Below are 17,024 nucleotides of genomic sequence, written 5' to 3'. Positions count from 1 at the left end.
GATAGCCTGAACCCGGCGCCGAAACCAGCGCTTCGCAAAATGGTGGGAAAATTGCGTTTCTCGCACTTGCCCCCATGACAATCTTGCCGCTAGGGCCGCCCTGTTGTTCCAATCTATGGGTGCTGCGATGTCCGACAAATCGAATGTGGAATTTTCCGAGCGCGAGGCGCTGTTCTTCCACTCGACCGGGCGCCCCGGCAAGATCGAGATCATCGCGTCGAAACCGATGGCGACCCAGCGCGACCTCAGCCTTGCCTATTCGCCCGGCGTCGCGGTGCCGGTGCGCGCCATCGCCGCCGATCCGGCGACCGCCTATGATTATACCGCCAAGGGCAATCTGGTCGCGGTCATCACCAATGGCACGGCGATCCTGGGCCTGGGCAATCTGGGTGCGCTGGCGTCCAAGCCGGTGATGGAGGGCAAGGCGGTGCTGTTCAAGCGCTTCGCCGACGTGGATTCCATCGATATCGAACTCAAGACGGAGGATGTCGATCGTTTCATCGATGCGGTCGAACTGATGGAGCCGACCTTCGGCGGCATCAATCTTGAAGATATCAAGGCGCCCGAATGCTTCATCATCGAACAGACGCTCAAGGAACGGATGAACATTCCGGTCTTTCATGATGACCAGCACGGCACCGCGATCATCGCGGCGGCCGGCGTCATCAACGCGGCGATGCTGACCGGGCGGGAACTGAAAGACCTCAAGGTCGTGGTCAATGGCGCGGGCGCGGCCTCGATCGCCTGCACCGAACTGATCAAGGCGCTGGGCGTCGCGGGCGACAATGTCATCATGTGCGACAGCAAGGGCGTGATCTACCAGGGCCGTACCGAGGGCATGAACCAGTGGAAGTCGGCCCATGCGGTCAGGACCGATGCGCGCACGCTCAAGGACGCGATGAAGGGCGCCGACGTGTTCCTCGGCCTCTCGGTCAAGGGGGCGGTGACGCCCGACATGGTCAAGGATATGGGCGAAAAGCCGATCATCTTCGCCATGGCCAATCCCGACCCCGAAATCACCCCGCCCGATGCCAAGGCCGTGCGTCCCGAAGCCATCGTCGCCACCGGCCGTTCCGACTATCCCAACCAGGTCAACAATGTCATCGGCTTCCCCTTCATCTTCCGCGGCGCGCTCGATGTCCGGGCGACCACCATCAACGAAGCGATGAAGCTGGCCGCCGCCCATGCCATCGCCGAACTGGCGCGCGAACAGGTGCCCGAAGAAGTGGCCAAGGCCTATGGCCGCTCGCACAGTTTCGGTCCCGACTACATCATCCCCGCGCCGTTCGACCCGCGCCTGATGGAAGTCGTGCCCGCTGCCGTCGCCCAGGCGGCGATGGAATCCGGCGTCGCGCAAAAACCGATCGCGGACATGGCGGCCTATCGTCAATCCCTCAAGGCGCGGCTCAACCCGACCACCACCGTTCTCACCACCGCCTATGAAGTGGCGAAGGCCAATCCCAAGCGCGTCGTGTTCGCCGAAGCGGAAGAGGAAGTGGTGCTGCGCGCGGCGATCCAGTTCCGGGAACTGGGCTATGGCATCCCGGTGCTGGTCGGCCGTGGCGAGGTGATCGAAAAGCTCAAGGCCCTGGGTGTGCGCGATCCTGAAAGTTTCGAACTGCACAACAGCGTCAATTCGCCGCTGGTGCCCGCCATGGTCGACGCGCTCTATGCCCGGCTCCAGCGGCGCGGCTATCTGCGCCGCGATTGCGAGCGGATGGTCAATCGTGATCGCAACATCTTCGGCACGCTGCTGGTCAGGATGGGCGTGGCCGATGCGATGATCACCGGCATGACCCGCCCCTATGCCCAGACGCTGCGTGAAGTGAAGCGGGTGATGGACCCGGCGGCCGGCCGCACCCCCTTTGGCATCCATGTGCTGGTGGCCAAGGACAAGACCGTGTTCCTGGCCGACACCACGGTCAATGAACGCCCCACCGCCAGCGAACTGGCCGACATTGCCGAAGGCACCGTCGCGGTCGCCCGCCGCATGGGGCTCGACCCGCGCGTCGCCTTCCTTTCCTATTCCAATTTCGGCAATCCGCCCGGCGCCTATCTCGACAATGTGCGCGACGCGGTGAAGCTGCTCGACGAACGCGATGTCGATTTCGAATATGAAGGGGAAATGACGGCGGACGTGGCGCTCAACCCGGCGGTCATGAAAAACTACCCCTTCAGCCGCCTGTCCGGCCCGGCCAATGTGCTGGTCATGCCGGGGCTGCAATCGGCCAATATCTCGGCCAAGCTGCTGCGCGAACTGGGCGGCACGTCGATGATCGGCCCGGTGCTGGTCGGCATGGAAAAATCGGTGCAGATCGCCACCATGTCCTCCAACGCATCGGAACTGCTGACGCTGGCGGTGCTGGCGGCGGGCGGCATCGCGCTTTGACGGTCGCGTGCCGGCGGACGAAGATTGTCTTGTCGGCCCGGTGCGTTTTTTTCACTTGCAATGCCGCTTCCCGGAACGACAGGGACAGGCATGACATGGTTGGGGAGTGAGCAGCGATGAGCAGCGTCAGTTTCGATAATGCGACCTTTCGGCGCGTGCTGGGCCATTATCCCACCGGGGTTTGCGTCGTCACCGCGACGCAGGACGACGATACGCCGGTCGGCATGGTGGTCGGCTCCTTCACCTCGGTGTCGCTCGATCCGCCTCTGGTCGCCTTCTTCCCGGCCAAAAGCTCCAGCAGTTGGCCCCGCCTGCAATCGGTCGGCAAATTCTGCGTCAATGTGCTCGCCAGCGACCAGCAGCCGCTCTGCCGCCAGATCGCCGGCCCCGGCCCGGACAAGTTCGCCGGCATCTCGCACCGGGTTTCGGCCAATGGGTCGCCGATTCTGGACGATGTCGTCGCCTGGATCGACTGCGCGCTCGACGCCGTGCATGAAGCGGGCGACCATTATATCGTGCTGGGCCGGGTGGTGGCGCTGGAGGTTGAGCGGCCGGAACGGCCGCTGCTCTTCTTCCAGGGCAATTACGGCCAGTTTTCCCTGATCGAGTGACGGGACGGCGGACGGGGGCGTCCGGGCCGGGGCAGATGTGGATTGACGGCGGGTGGCCTGTTTTCCACTATGCCACCGGCCTGATCGTGCGGGGATATATTACCGCTCCTTAACCCCTGTCCTCTAATGCAGGCTTGTCGCCCCCTGACCGGACTGCTCCATGACCGCGCTGCTGATCACCGTCGATACCGAGCTGTCCTCCGCGCTGCACCAGCGCGGCCTCAGCCTGGCGGACAATGTGCGCCGCTCGATCTGGGCGGAAACGCAGGGGCAGGGCTATGGCATCGGCTGGCAGATGGACCTGCTCGACGCCCATGGCCTCAAGGGCGTATTCTTCCTCGATCCGATGCCGGCCCTGGTCGATGGCGCCGATTTCCTCAAGCCCGTGGTCGACGCGATCGTCGGCCGGGGGCATGAAGTGCAGATGCATGTCCATACCGAATGGCTCGCCTGGGCGAAGGCGTCGCCGGTCGGCGACCGCCGGGGCCGCAATATCGGCGACTTTGCGCTGGATGATCAGATCGTCCTGCTGACCCTCGCCAGGGACTTGCTGGAATATGCAGGCGCTCCCGCCATCACCGCCTTTCGTGCCGGCAATTTCGGCGCGAATGACGACACGCTGCGCGCGCTCGCGACGATCGGGGTGGCCTGGGACAGCAGCGTCAATCCCGCCTATCTCGGCCGCGAATGCGGCATTTCCCTCGATTCGGGGCAGATCGGCGCGACCCGCCATCTGGGCGTTGCCGAATTGCCCGTTTCCGGCATCGCGGATCGGCCCGGCCGGTTCCGCCCCGCGCAGATCTGCGCGCTGTCGGCGGCGGAGATGCGTGCGGGCCTGCGCCATGCCGTGGATGAAGGGCATGACGCCTTCTGCGTCGTCACCCACAGTTTCGAAATGCTCTCGCGCGATCGCCAGCGGCCCAATGGCGCGGTCATCGCCCGGTTCAGGGCGCTCTGCCGGGCAGCGGCGCATCTGCCCGCCCTCCATGGCGCGGGCTTCCATGACCTGCCCGCCAGCCTCGCCGACCAACCCGCCCGCGGCCTCAGCCGCGCCGCGCCCAGCCGGCTGCGCACCGGCCTGCGCATCGCGCAACAGGCATGGGCGACCTGGCGCTACGAACATCGTCTGGTTCCTGCGTGACGCGATACCCTGTCGCGATTGTCCTGGGCCTGGAAAACGCCATCGGCCTGACGGTCGTGCGCGAACTGGGCGCGCATGGCGTGCCGGTCCATGGCGTCGCCCATGATGCGCGCGCGATCGGCCTGGCGTCGCGCTATTGCCGCAGCGGATCGGTGCGCCCGGCCGGCCCGGTCGCGCAATGGCTGCCCGCCCTTATCGCGCGCACCGGCGCGGGCGCGGTACTGGCCATTTCCGAAGCGGACCTGATCGCCCTGTCGGCGCTGCCGTCCCGGATCGGCGACTGCCATATCCTCACCCCCCGCGCCGGTCCGCTGGGCAAGGTGGTCGACAAGCTGCGCACGCTCGAAGCGGCGGCGGCCGTCGGCCTGCTGGCGCCGCAGACATGGCAACCGCGCGCGGGCGATGATGTCGCGGCAAGGATGGCCGACCTGCCCTATCCGCTGGTGGCCAAATGGGCCAATCCACCCGAAATCCTGCCGATTCTGGACCGTGCCGGGATCGCGTGGGTCAAGGCCGACTATATCCGCACCCCGCAGGATCTGCGCGCGCTGCTGGACCGCTATGCGCCGATCGGTCGCTGGCCGCTGATCCAGCAATATTGCCGGGGCGTGGGGCTGGGCCAGATGCTCTACATGCAGGATGGTCGCGCCACGCTGCGCTTCCAGCATCGCCGCCTGCACGAATGGCCGCCCGAAGGCGGCGTGTCGACCTGCTGCCGGGCCGAGCCGGCGGATGCCCATCACGCCCAGATGGCCTTGTCGGAAGCGTTGCTGCGTGCGATCGGCTGGGACGGCCCGGCGATGGTCGAATATCGCTACGAACCCGACAGCGGCCGATATTGGCTGATGGAGGTCAATGGCCGCTTCTGGGGCAGCCTGCCGCTTGCCCGCTATTGCGGCGCGCATTTCGCCTGGGAAGCCTATCGTCGCACGGTGCTGGGGCAGGGCGATCCCGCCCCCGCGCCGCGTGACGATCTGCGCGCGCGCTATATGGTGCCCGAAACCAAGCGGCTGGCGCGCATCCTGTTCGCGCCCGGTCGCATCGGCGATCCTTTCTTCCGTCGTCGCCCGCTGGCTGATCTGGCCAGCTATCTGGCTGGATTTCTCGACCCGCGCGTCCGCTATTTTGTTTTCAGTCCGTCCGACCCGCGCCCCTGGCTGCGCGACATGGCGCAGATCGTCAGGAAAGCCGTGCGCCGGGGAAAGCGCTGACCAGCGCGCCCACCGCCCGCTCGATCCGCGCCAGGCAGCGCGCCATATAACGGTCGTCCAGCCCGTAGGGATCGTGCAGATGCGGCAGCATCGGCCGCGTCCAGCGGCCCAGCAACATGCGTGGCAGGCCGTTCAGCCGTGGATCGGCCGCCAGCCGGTGCAATTGCCGCACCTCCATCGCCAGCAGCAGGTCGCCCGGCTGCGGCCTGTAATCCTTCAGGTCGATCGCCCGATGCGCCGACAGGTCATGCCCCAGCGCCCGCGCGGCGGCGATGGCCGGGCCATGTGCCGCGCGGCCGGTGGTGGTCGACAGGCCAAAGGATGCGCTCTGCGCCCCGGCCCCCCGCGCGACGACATCGGCAAAGGCGCTGCGACAGATATTGCCCTGGCACACGAACACCAGCCGCCGCACCTGCGCCGGATCGCCCGCAACGCTGGCCGACCGGCCGAGCGCCAGTTGCGGATAGGACAGAGCCAGACGCACCAGCCCGCGCAAGGTGCCGAAACGGGATCGGATCATGAAGCGCCAGACGGAAAAAATGGCGGAGATGGGGGACTTGGAAGGTCCACAACTAAGAATTTGATATTAAAATCAATTCATTATGCAAAATGGTTGCTTCCCGCATCCTATACCACAATCATCCAGTTTCCATAAGTGTCCACCGACGTCCAGGTACATTGAAGAGATATATTTTGGTTGTCCAGTGTGGAATATTGTTAGCCCCAAGCCTCAGACTGGAATCATCACTTCAGTCGGATCTGACAGCTTTGGCTTGCGGTTTTGCAGTTATCGCATCGGTGCGAAAGAGGGCCTTGGTCAGACCACATTTCGCCGACTATGGAATATGAGGTTTGCAGCTCAGATTCTGGGGTAGCTGCTAGTTTGCAAGGTCGCCTGTCGACCAACTCGAGCCGTTCCCTGCCCGCGCCAGAACGGCTGCTCTTGCCGAAACGCACCATAGCCGATTCGAGGAAGGACATTGCCGCTACACACTTAGCAGAAAATATTCTGGTTCACCGCCGGGCCACTGCGATAAGCGCAGTCGAAGGGATAGGAAGGATCGCGCGATCGCCAGCCATAGCGCGCACTTCGGCGATGACTGCGCCTTTCTCCGCATCGCTCAGACTGGTCCAGTCGGGCGACATGCCGAACAGGGTATCGGGCTCGACAAGCAAGGCCATATCCAGCGGATATTCGTAGGTGACCTCTTCAATCCGTGGATCGTGATATCCCGCAAGGACCAGCTCGCGCGCGAAATCTGCCGGGTCGCTCAGCGTTCTGACCGCGTCCGGCATGGTCATGCCCCCAAGATCAGGAAACAGCTTGCGACGGATCTGGCCGAGCAGCAGGAAGGTTGCGGCGCCCCGATCCTGCCATGTCGCAACAACGCCCGTCCCGCCGATGCGCGTTACCCTTGCCATTTCGGCAAGGCCCTTGCGCCAGTCTGGAAACATGATGACGCCGAAGATCGAGAACACCGCATCGAAACTGCCATCGTCCAGCGCCAGCGCCTGTCCATCCATCACCCGCGTTTCGACATTTGGCATGTTCGCCGCCGCAATACGCTCCACCATGGCGGGCGAAAAGTCGGTTGCGAGCACCTGCGCACCGCTTCGTGCTGCGGTCAGCGCCAGCGCGCCGGTGCCAGCCGCGACATCAAGGACGCGGCTGTCCGGTGTCAGCGGAACGCGCGCCAGCGCGGCCTCGGCATAGCGCATGGTGAAGGGGTGCGCCGTCTTTTCATAATGCCGAGCGGCGGTGTTCCAATGATCTGGGTTCTCGAACTCCGGCATAGTCAACGCTCCACGAATCATGTAACATCATAAGTATCGTGATTAGATGCGCTTGCCAATCCCTTCACGTCCGGGAAAGATCATGTCGTGCGTAATGACAGCCGCCTTTCGAGAATGCTCCATGTGCTGCTCCACATGGCACGCCATGATGGCCCGATGACCTCCGAGGCCATCGCGCGGATGCTCGGGACGAATCCCGTCGTCGTCCGCCGCACGATGGCGGGCCTGCGCGATGCGGGATATGTCAGGTCCGAAAAGGGGCATGGCGGCGGCTGGGCGATCGCTGCGGATCTGGAGGCGGTTTCGCTGCTCGATGTCCACCGGGCGGTAGGTGGTCCCCGCATATTCGCAATCGGTAGCGAGCATAGCAATCCGGACTGCGCGGTCGAAAAGACCGTCAACGCTGCGGTAGAGGATGCGCTGCGAGACGCTGAAGCGCTACTGGTCGCGCGGCTGGGCGCTGTCAGCCTCGCCGAACTGGCGCGTGTGTTCGAAGGGCACTGCGCTCAGGCTGATGAGCGTCGCGCCTAAATAAGCGCCTGACCCTCTGGCTACATGGTGCGGACAGCAGGCAACCAGTTCCAGGCGCTGAGCACGCCGGTTGCGCGTGTCGGGCTGTCCTCAAAGCTGACGGTCGCGCTGCCCTATTCCATGTCACCCACGCTGCAAGCGGTGAGAGCCGATCACGGCGCATCCTTGCCCCGGCCGGTCCGTCCACCCTTGGAAATCCAGCCGACATTGCCAAGCGGACGACACGCCAGTCTCGCCGTACAGAAACAACTTGTACCTATCGGTAAATTATTGTACCTATAGGTACAAGGGAAGAGCCCTTCGAGGAGAATCGGATGAAACGACGCACCTTCATTGCTTCCCTTCCTGCCGTGGCAGTCGCGCTTCCTGCAATTGCCAAGGCCACTACCATCACGAAAGGAAATCCCATGTCCCGACCTCCCGTGCCTCCCTTCACCCTTGCAACCGCCATCCAGAAGGTGCGTTTGGCCGAAGATGGATGGAACAGCCGTGACGCAGCCAAGGTCGCATTGGCCTACACGCTGGATACGCGCTGGCGTAACCGCGTGGAATTCGCCACCAATCGCGAGCAGGCTCAAGCCTTTCTTGAGCGCAAGTGGAACAAGGAACATGATTACCGCCTGATCAAGGAACTCTGGGCTTTCACCGGCAACCGCATTGCCGTGCGTTATGCCTATGAGTATCACGACGACAACGGCCAGTGGTTCCGCGCCTATGGCAACGAGAATTGGCAATTTGCAGAAGACGGACTGATGTCGAACCGCCACGCCAGCATCAACGAGATGCCGATCAAGGAAGCGGACCGGTTGTTTCACTGGCCTCTGGGTTGCCGTCCGGATGATCATGCCTCGTTGAGCGACCTCGGCCTGTGAAAGCCAAACGCGCCCTCACCGATCGTGCAAGTGCAATACCGGCCTTGGCCGAAGCCTTCCGCGAGCACGGGTTCGAGGGCGCGACCCTGGCCACCCTGTCAAAGGCAACGGGCCTTGGCAAAGGCAGCCTCTACAACTTCTTTCCCGGCGGGAAGGAAGAGATGATGGACGCCGTTCTGGAGAATATCGATGGCTGGTTCGCCAATGCCATTTTCGCGCCGTTGGAGCAGGCCCTTGATCCTGTGTCGGCGATTGCGGCGATGTTCGACGATGTGACCGCCTATTTCCGCTCCGGGCAAAGGGTATGTGTCGTTGGAAGCCTCGGACTGAACTCCGCCGGCGATGCCTTCGCGGCCAAGGTGAAGGGCTACTTCGCGCGCTGGATCGCGGCCCTTGCCCACTGCCTTGAAGCGGGCAGGGTTCCGCCCGCCTTGGCCGCAACCCTCGCCGAGGAGGCCGTTTCCGGCATACAGGGAGCCATCGTGCTGGCCCGGGCGCTTGATGACGAAGCCAGCTTTCTGCGGATCGTTCAACGCCTCCGGTCGTCCTTGCTCGACGCAATCAGTCGCCACGGCTGACATCCCTCGTGATTGGCGGTGCATAGCGGCACTGACATCGACATTTTCATTTCCTTGACGTCGACGCTCAGTGACACGCTCCAGTGGGTTTATGGCACCCTGTTCAACGCCTTGTCGCAAACGGGCTATGCGGGGCGGCGTCAAAATGTCTCGATTGGCATCGCAGTTGGCGGTTGGAAGGTCGACGTGACACCGGGGTGCCGACAGGATCGGTATGGAAACTATCATAGCCTGTGGAGCAACAAGACCCGCGGTTGGCTCCAGACGAACATCAAACGAACATATTCGCGTCGTCTCCGGGCCGGGGCGGATCAACGAGATGCGCTTGATCAAGATCTGGCGCAATCGCTTCGGGCTGGACTGGCCGTATTTCTACCTCGAACTCTTCGTGATTGACGCATTAAAGGGGCGCGGGTCGGCGCCGTGCAGGGCAACGTCGTCACCGCCCTCCCAACTTCCTGGGAGACCGTGTTTCAATGACGTCAGCCTAGTCGCTCGCCGTCCTCGTCGCCGATTTCCACGACAAGATCGAACGCGAACTCGCGACCGCCCGAAACCCTTTACAAGATCAGACATCGCCCAGAAAACTTCGAACGGCAGCCTTGGCTCGAAGCTGCCACAAGAGCAGCGCTGGCGGCGGCGTGTAGTTTCATATCGACGGCTTGGCCATTGGCCTTCCTTACCGGCAACCATTACCCCGGCGAGGATCGTTCGATCAAATGTTGGCGACCTCGGACCAGGGCGCAGGGCCGAGGGTTCCATGACCGGCATAATGACGTGTGGAATATTTCACGCAGAGGGGCCGTTTCCTTCGTTTAACCTCGAAGGTTCAATGCGCGGCCTTGAGGCAGAGGCCCGCCCCCCGGCTGAACAGCGCCTGTCCGTCGTCGGAGAGGTCGGGGCGCTGGCTTTTTACCGCCATCATAGAGTATGGCAGTGCGAAGGGGAGATGGCCGCAAACATCGCTGCGGCCTGACAGGATGTCGAACAAGGCCGAATCGCTCGTTCCGAAATTGACGAGTACCGCCTTACTATAGGGCATGAGGTCGGTCAGCACTGCCGGACGATCCATCTCCATCGCGAGAATGACCGGCACATGCTTCGACGCGCGCTTGAGAGCGACGACCGCAGGATCGCCGGCAGGAAAATCGAGCCGCCCCTCATGCTGGCGCGATCCGAAGAAATGATAGGGATGCAGCCGCTCGAAGGGCGTCGCCGTGCGCACGAGCGCCACGTCGGCGTCCACCGGGTCGGCGACCACGACATAGCCCGCCGCCTGCGCTGCCGCCGCGTCCGCGCCATGCAGCCATATCTTGCTCCCGCCGCGAAGCGGGAGCAGCCCGGCGTCGTTGCGCAACAAAATCTGGCTTTCCCGCTGCGCCCGGTCCGCCTCCGCCTGCCAGCGCGCGTTGCCGACGAGCTTCGCTGCCGCCTGTTCATCGACATAAGGGTTGTCGAACAGGCCGAGCCGGAATTTGAGCGACAGAATGCGGCGTGCCGATTCGTCGATCCGCGTTTCGGAAATAGCGCCGCCGCGCACCGCCGCCAGAATGGGGGCAGCATCATCGACGCCACCAAACTGGTCGATCCCTGCATCAACGCCCTTTACGAAGCGGGCAGCGACGCTCAATTTTTCCACCCCCCATGGCATGCCGATCGCCTGCGCCGTCTGCGGATCAGCGGCAGCGGGCGCGACGCAACTCTGCGGGCAGTCGCGCGTGATCGACCAATCCGACACGATGAGGCCGCGATATCCCTTGCCCCCACGCAGCAAGCCAGAGAGAAGCTGCTTGCTGAAGCCTCCGCCCACCTTTTCCAGCGGGCGGCCGTCCACGGACGGGCCGTGCAGCACGACATAAGTGGGCATAACGCCTTCGCTACCGGCAGCGAGCGGGCCGTCGAACGCGCGGACATGGTCTGCAAAGGACGCATCGGTTAGGCTCACGTTGCGACCGTACCGGTTGTGGCCATCGAACCCGTCCGGCTCCGCGCCATAGCCGACCCAATGCTTGACCACGGTGGCGACCCCGTCGGACCGGACGCCAGACGCACCGCCCTGAAACCCCTCGACATAGGCGCCCGCCAGGCTCGAGATGGTCGCAGGATCCGACCCGAATGTCGCGGAAAAACGGGACCAGCGAGGCTCGCTGCCGACATCGGCCTGGGGTGACAGCGCCATGTGGATGCCGACCGCGCGATATTCCTGCCGCGCGATATCGCCGAAGCGGCGCACGAGGTCAGCGTCGCCCAGTGCCGCAAAGCCCAGCGTGTCCGGCCACAGGGTGAAGCCTCCCCCCGTCGTGCTGGCGCCCAGCGTCGCCTGAAAGTGGTGACGCGGGTCGGTACTGACGGTGAGCGGAATGCCAAGGCGGGTGTCCTCGGCGATCTTCTGGATAATGTTGTTTTGGCGCGCGAACTCGGCGGGCGGCATGACGAGGCGCGTGATGAAGCTGTTGACCTTCCCTTGCTCGATCATGGCGCGGACGCGAGGCACGTCATAGCCGATGGATGAAGCGCCGATCGGCGAGCCTTGGGCAGGCAGGCTCGCATGGACCATCAGGCCCACCTTCTCCTCGATGGTCATGCGCGCAATCAGATCGTCCAGCCGTCGTTCGACCGGCAGGCGCGCGTCCTCATAGGGATCGAGCATGTGGTTGCGGTTGAGGTCGCGCCATTGTGGCTGCGCATCGAGCGCCGTTGCCGACAGGAGCAACCCCGCCACTCCGATCAGGCTCCGTTGCCTGCGCGTCAACCGCTTCCAGTTCGTCATGTCCGTCCTTCCAGGAGGATTCCTGATTTAGCGCTATATTGATTATGTCGGCGGCTTGGGCAAGACTGTTACGCGAAGGAGAGCCGCCATGATCAACACGCGCAAACGTCGGTTTTTGCAGGCAGGTGCCGCGGTCGCGATCATGGGCGCGCTGCCGGGCTATGCCCGTGCGATCGATTATGTGAAACGGGACCCGCGCAAGCGCCATAATCTGCTGCTCATTACGTCGGACGATGTGGATTGGTCAGCACTGGGCTTCATGAATCGGCGCAGTGGCCTGACGCCTCACCTCGACGGCCTTGCCGCACAGTGCCATGTGTTCGAGCAGGTGCGGACCGTCGCTCCGATCTGCATGCCGTCGCGGCAGGCATTGATGAGCGGGCTGCTTCCGCACAAAAACGGCGGCAACGGCTTCTTTCCGATGAAGGAAGGCACGTCCACGCTCTGCACCGCCTTGTCGATGGAGGGCTATTATTGTGCGGCAAGCCACAAGATCGGGCATATGCAACCCGCTTCATCCTTCCCGTGGGACATGAAGCAGGAGGGGAAGGACCGACATCCCATGGTGCATGCCGACATGCTGCGGCTGGCGGTGACGGAAGCGCAGGCGCAATACAAGCCGTTCTTCATCAACTGCAACATCAACGATCCACACCGCCCTTTCTACGGCAGCGAGGACGCGCGGGAACTCGATCATGCGCAGGCCGTGCCTTATCGCATTGCCAGCCCGCTTAAGGCTGGTCAGGTGCCAATCCCGGACAATCTGGAGGATCTTCCTGACATTGCCGAGGAAATGGCGCAATATTGGAATTCGGTGCAGAGGCTGGACATGGCGGTCGGCAATATTCTGAAAGCGCTCAAGGACAGCGGCGCATGGGATGACACGATCATCCTGTTCGTGGCCGACCACGGAATGCCGATGCCCTTCGCCAAGGCGAGCGTGTACGATCATGGTATCCGCACCCCCGTTCTCCTTCGCTACCCTGGCATGGCAAGGCCGCGGCGATTCGATACTTTGACCACCAACCTCGACATCCTGCCGACGCTGCTCGATCTTTTGCAAGCCAAGCCCCTCGACGACCGGGATGGGCAATCCTGGGTTCCCATGCTTGAAGGTGCCGTGGCGCAGGACCGGCCTTTCATCATCTCCTATGTCGATTATGTGTCGAGTGGCTTCCTCTATCCTTCGCGCACCTTGCAGGACCGGCGCTACGCCTTTCATTATACCGCCTGGGCCGACGGAAAGACGCAGTTCAAGACGGAAAGCATGTGGGGCCTCACTTACCCCGCCATGGTGAAGGCCGCGGAGACAGACCCGCGCATCGCGATGCGTGTGCGGCAATATGTCATGGGCTATCCGATGGCGCTGTACGATCTCGCCGCCGATCCAGGCCAGCGTCGCAACCTTATCGACGATCCGGCCTATCGCGCAAAAGGTGAGGAGATGAAGCGGCTGATGCTGGTCGAGATGGAACGGACAGGTGATCCGCAACTCGGCAACTTCCGTCTCACGCTTTCGGGTGGCACGCCGGCGATCCGACAGGAACCGGCCAAGTACCGCATCCGGGGCGGCGACTGACCGGCGCGTGCGACCGATTGGATTGCAAACGCATCGCGGACGGATGGATTGTTCCGAGGTCCGAGGGTATGACCATGTTTCTCGCCAGACGATCAAGGACGACATGACGACGCAGGATAATGGCCGCAAGAGACGGCGCGGGTCGAAAGGCCCCACCATCACCGCCGTCGCAAAGCATGCAGGCGTATCGGCGATGACCGTTTCCAATGTCATCAATAACAAGAGCTTCGTCAATCCAGCCACCCGCGAGGCGGTTCTGGCGGCGGTCGAGGCGCTTAACTACACGCCCAATTCCGCAGCGCGCAGCTTGGCGGCAGCCAGGACGCTGCGCATCGGGCTGCTGCATCGCGACATCGACAGCGCGCTGCTGAGCGCGATGCTGGTTGGAAGCCTGCGCGCCACATCACGGCTGGGCGTGCAATTGATACTGGAAATCTACGACTTCACCGATCCCATCGGCAGCGTCGAGAAGCTGCTGCGCAACGGGATCGACGGGCTGTTGCTGCCACCGCCAATCTGTGAAGCGGCGAGCTTGGCGGGCCTGCCCGATCGGCATGACGTGCCAATGATCGGCCTCGCGCCCGGCGGCGACTTGCGCAACATGGATTGCGTGCGGATCGACGACGAGAAGGCGTCTTATGAGCTGACGCGGATGCTGCTCGACAAGGGGCATCGGCGGATCGCCATTGTGACTCTGCCCACCGCGTTGGTGGCTGCGTCGCGCCTCAGAGGCTATCTGCGCGCCTTGGGCGATGCAGGCGTCGTGGCCGATATGGAACTGGTGTGGGAGGCGCCGCCCTCGTTCGAGGCGGGGCTGGCGCTCGCCGAACAGGTGCTGGCAAGGCGGCCCGATTTCACCGCCGTGATCGCGGGCAACGACGACATGGCCGCCGCTTTCGTCAACGTGGCGCTGCGCAACAAGATCGCGGTGCCCGATGAATTGTCCGTCACCGGGTTCGACGATACGCCTATTGCGGTCAAGATCTGGCCTGCGCTGACCACCGTTCGCCAGCCGCTGGCGCTTATGGCGGAGAAGGCGGCCGAGCGGCTGGTCGCGACGCTACGCGACGATGCGACAAACGAGCCGCCGCGCGTCATCTATGTCGATCATCAAATGATCGAGCGCCAGTCGACTGGGCCGGCACCGGCTTGAGGAGCGATCATTCCGCGTCGGGCTGGCGCGCGGGATGCGCGGCGGCAAAGGCCGGGAGCGTGCTGCAAGCGGCCTCTATCGCCTCGATCCTTGGATAATCGATGCGCGCGCCGAAGCGGCGGGCGTTATGAAGCTGCGGGATCAGGACGACGTCGGCAAGCGTCACGCTGTCACCGAAACAGTAAGACCCATTCCGGTCCGCGATGAGGCGAGAGCAGGCTTCCAGCCCGCTTTCGATGACTTCACGCGCCCAGCCCTGCACCGTGTCCTCATCCAGCCCACGCTGCCCCAGCATCCGCAACACCTTGAGGTTCTGGATCGGGTGGATGTCGCATGCGATCGCCTGGGCGAAGCCGCGCACCCGCGCTCGATCGAGGGGATCGGCGGGGAGCAGCGGCGGATCAGGATACAGCTCTTCCAGATATTCGCAGATGGCAAGGCTCTGCGTCAGCACGGCGCCGTCGATTTCCAGCGCGGGCACAAGACCCTGCGGGTTGAGTGTCAGATAGGCGTCCGACCGCTGTTCACCCGCGCGCAGGCGATAGGTGCGGTCAGACCAGGATATGCCCTTCATTCCCATCGCGATCCGCACGCGCCATGATGCGGAGGATCGCCAAAAGCCATGCAAGATCATGTCAGTCATGTGCTGCGGGAGCGATGGTGACCTTGATGTCGGTCAAGCCGTCGATCGATACGACGATCTCGTCGCCCGGTACCACGGCCCCGACGCCCGCCGGTGTGCCGGTGTAGATGAGATCACCCGGCTCCAGCCGATAAGCGCGCGAAAGGAAGGCGATAAGCTCAGGAACCGAATGGATGAGATCGCGCAGGTCTGCCTGCTGCCTGATCACGCCATTGACGGTCAGAAAGATTGCGCCGGCCGTCAGTTCGCCGGTTTCGCTGATTGGATGGATAATGCCGAGCGGTGACGACTGCTCGACATTCTTGCCTGCGTCCCAGGGCCGACCCTTGCCGCGTGCCTCAAGCTGAAGGTCGCGGCGGGTCATGTCGAGACCGGTCGCATAGCCATAGATATGGGCTGTCGCCTGATCGGCCGGAATGTCACGGCCGCCTTTGCCGATGGCGACGACCAGTTCGGCTTCATAATGGTAATTGCCCGTCATCGGCGGGTAGGCGATCGGGCCGCTGGGCATGATCGTTTCGGCCCATTTGGTGAAGTAGAAAGGCGCTTCACGGTCCACTTCAACGCCCATTTCCTTGGCATGGTCGGCATAGTTGCGACCGATGCAGAACAGGCGGCGAACCGGATAGTCATGTCCGTCGCTAGTGGACGCCAGGACGGGAGGCTGAGGGTCGAACAAGAGGGTCAATGGTTGTGCTCCCGGTAGAGGTCGAGCTTCATCTGCGAAGCCTTGTCGGAATAGCCGAACAATATGGTCTGCGAGCGGCTGAGAAAACGGTGCGGCGTCCAGGAGGGTATGACGACGACGTCGCGCGGCCCTAGCTGTATTTCTTCATCGCCCAGCAGCAGGCTTGCCTCGCCCTCCACCACCACGAAGACGGTGCCGTCTGTCGATTGACGAGGCTTTGTCTCGAAGCCGGCGGGCAGCAAGCGGACATGTGCGGAAATGGTGGACAGGATCGGCCCGCCATCGGCGGGATTGAGAAATTCCAGCGCATGGCCAAGATGTGGGTCGATGTCAGCGCTGCCCGCCATCGCTTCCAGCGCTGGTCGCCAGTCGGCATAGCGATAGTGGAACAGCGGCCGACCGGCAGGGCGGCGATCCGCGGCGCTGCCCCGCATCGGACGCATATTATGGCCGTAGCGGGCGAGCGTATCGCCGGCCGGGACCGTTTCCGGGTGCGCCGCCACATCCAGCCTCTCGGCAAAGCTTGCGTCGAACAGGCGCACGGTCGGAATGTCCAGCCCGTCAAGCCAGATCATCGGCTGGTCCGTCTCATTGCCATGATCGTGCCACTGGCCCGCAGGCGTAAGGACCAGATCAAAAGGCTGCATGATCGCCTTTTCTCCGTCCAGCGCGGTAAACGCCCCGCTTCCTTCCATGACGAAACGCAACGCATTTTGCGTATGGCGGTGGCACGGCGCAACCTCCCCCGGCAAAATCAGTTGCAATCCGGCATACAGGCTGGGCGTGATGGCCGACTGCCCGGAAAGACCGGGATTTTCCATGATGAGCACGCGACGTTCGGCCTGTTGGGCACTGATGATGTCGCCCGCGCGCATTAGATACTCGCGCACCTCCGCATAACCCCAGCGCCAGGGTTGCGCCGGCGATTTCGGCTCGGCGAGCACCAGCGCATGCAGGCTTTCCCACAGCGGTAGAAGACCCTTTGGCGCCATCTGCGCGTAAAGCATCTCCAACTGGCTGCGCTGGTCGTTCCTGCCGCGGTTTTCAGGGGTGCTCGTCATGCA

The 17,024-nt window shown here is 63.3% G+C and carries 15 protein-coding genes; 9 read left to right on the top strand and 6 right to left on the bottom strand.

What is annotated here, in order from left to right:
- Nucleotides 1-127 precede the first annotated feature (127 nt).
- The 4 genes from Q4610_RS12080 (at nt 128) to Q4610_RS12065 (ending at nt 5,352) form a co-directional block, all read left to right on the top strand.
- Nucleotides 128-2,389 (top strand): NADP-dependent malic enzyme, encoded by a 2,262-nt coding sequence (locus tag Q4610_RS12080; protein WP_304536199.1) that lies wholly within the window; start codon nt 128-130, stop codon nt 2,387-2,389.
- A 116-nt stretch (nt 2,390-2,505) separates the two neighbouring features.
- Complete coding sequence (locus Q4610_RS12075) at nt 2,506-3,000, top strand: flavin reductase family protein (RefSeq protein ID WP_304536198.1); 495 nt, start codon at nt 2,506-2,508, stop codon at nt 2,998-3,000.
- A 160-nt stretch (nt 3,001-3,160) separates the two neighbouring features.
- On the top strand, nt 3,161-4,141 hold the full coding sequence (locus Q4610_RS12070) for a polysaccharide deacetylase family protein (RefSeq protein ID WP_304536197.1): 981 nt from the start codon (nt 3,161-3,163) through the stop codon (nt 4,139-4,141).
- Entirely contained in the window at nt 4,138-5,352 is a 1,215-nt protein-coding gene (locus Q4610_RS12065; protein WP_304536196.1) for a carboxylate--amine ligase, read from the top strand. Before Q4610_RS12070 ends, Q4610_RS12065 begins: the two co-directional genes overlap by 4 nt.
- Here the strand turns inward: Q4610_RS12065 and Q4610_RS12060 are convergent.
- Entirely contained in the window at nt 5,321-5,872 is a 552-nt protein-coding gene (locus Q4610_RS12060; RefSeq protein WP_304536195.1) for an arsenate reductase/protein-tyrosine-phosphatase family protein, read from the bottom strand. The genes Q4610_RS12065 and Q4610_RS12060 overlap by 32 nt on opposite strands.
- 494 nt (nt 5,873-6,366) lie before the next feature.
- Complete coding sequence (locus tag Q4610_RS12055) at nt 6,367-7,146, bottom strand: class I SAM-dependent methyltransferase (protein ID WP_304536194.1); 780 nt, start codon at nt 7,144-7,146, stop codon at nt 6,367-6,369.
- An 87-nt stretch (nt 7,147-7,233) separates the two neighbouring features.
- Between Q4610_RS12055 and Q4610_RS12050 the strand changes: the two genes are divergently transcribed.
- The 3 genes from Q4610_RS12050 (at nt 7,234) to Q4610_RS12040 (ending at nt 9,127) form a co-directional block, all read left to right on the top strand.
- Complete coding sequence (locus tag Q4610_RS12050; RefSeq protein ID WP_304536193.1) at nt 7,234-7,677, top strand: Rrf2 family transcriptional regulator; 444 nt, start codon at nt 7,234-7,236, stop codon at nt 7,675-7,677.
- Nucleotides 7,678-8,084: 407 nt separating this feature from the next.
- Nucleotides 8,085-8,549 (top strand): nuclear transport factor 2 family protein, encoded by a 465-nt coding sequence (locus Q4610_RS12045; protein ID WP_304536293.1) that lies wholly within the window; start codon nt 8,085-8,087, stop codon nt 8,547-8,549.
- Between the two features lie 44 nt (nt 8,550-8,593).
- A complete protein-coding gene (locus Q4610_RS12040; RefSeq protein ID WP_304536192.1) occupies nt 8,594-9,127 on the top strand; it encodes a TetR/AcrR family transcriptional regulator in 534 nt (177 codons plus the stop codon).
- 829 nt (nt 9,128-9,956) lie between these two features.
- Here Q4610_RS12040 and Q4610_RS12035 read toward each other — a convergent pair.
- Entirely contained in the window at nt 9,957-11,897 is a 1,941-nt protein-coding gene (locus Q4610_RS12035) for a glycoside hydrolase family 3 protein (protein WP_304536191.1), read from the bottom strand.
- An 88-nt stretch (nt 11,898-11,985) separates the two neighbouring features.
- Here Q4610_RS12035 and Q4610_RS12030 point away from each other — a divergent pair, with 88 nt between their 5' ends.
- Together Q4610_RS12030 and Q4610_RS12025 are read left to right on the top strand one after the other, a co-directional pair.
- The gene (locus tag Q4610_RS12030; protein ID WP_304536190.1) at nt 11,986-13,476 is read left to right on the top strand and encodes a sulfatase family protein; all 1,491 of its coding nucleotides are present in this window, start codon (nt 11,986-11,988) and stop codon (nt 13,474-13,476) included.
- A 103-nt stretch (nt 13,477-13,579) separates the two neighbouring features.
- The gene (locus tag Q4610_RS12025; RefSeq protein WP_304536189.1) at nt 13,580-14,629 is read left to right on the top strand and encodes a LacI family DNA-binding transcriptional regulator; all 1,050 of its coding nucleotides are present in this window, start codon (nt 13,580-13,582) and stop codon (nt 14,627-14,629) included.
- 7 nt (nt 14,630-14,636) lie between these two features.
- Here Q4610_RS12025 and maiA read toward each other — a convergent pair whose 3' ends face one another.
- The 3 genes from maiA to gtdA are packed head-to-tail and all read right to left on the bottom strand — an operon-like array spanning nt 14,637 to nt 17,021.
- The gene (gene maiA / locus Q4610_RS12020) at nt 14,637-15,272 is read right to left on the bottom strand and encodes a maleylacetoacetate isomerase (protein WP_304536188.1); all 636 of its coding nucleotides are present in this window, start codon (nt 15,270-15,272) and stop codon (nt 14,637-14,639) included.
- The gene (locus tag Q4610_RS12015; protein WP_304536187.1) at nt 15,265-15,960 is read right to left on the bottom strand and encodes a fumarylacetoacetate hydrolase family protein; all 696 of its coding nucleotides are present in this window, start codon (nt 15,958-15,960) and stop codon (nt 15,265-15,267) included. The genes maiA and Q4610_RS12015 overlap by 8 nt, the downstream gene beginning before the upstream one ends.
- Nucleotides 15,957-17,021 (bottom strand): gentisate 1,2-dioxygenase, encoded by a 1,065-nt coding sequence (gtdA, locus tag Q4610_RS12010; RefSeq protein WP_304536186.1) that lies wholly within the window; start codon nt 17,019-17,021, stop codon nt 15,957-15,959. The genes Q4610_RS12015 and gtdA overlap by 4 nt, the downstream gene beginning before the upstream one ends.
- Nucleotides 17,022-17,024: the final 3 nt, after the last annotated feature.

This window comes from Sphingobium cyanobacteriorum (assembly GCF_030580935.1).
Taxonomy (GTDB): domain Bacteria; phylum Pseudomonadota; class Alphaproteobacteria; order Sphingomonadales; family Sphingomonadaceae; genus Sphingobium; species Sphingobium cyanobacteriorum.
The sequence above is the reverse complement of the archived record's forward strand: the minus strand, read 5'-3'. Positions and strand labels throughout refer to the sequence as shown.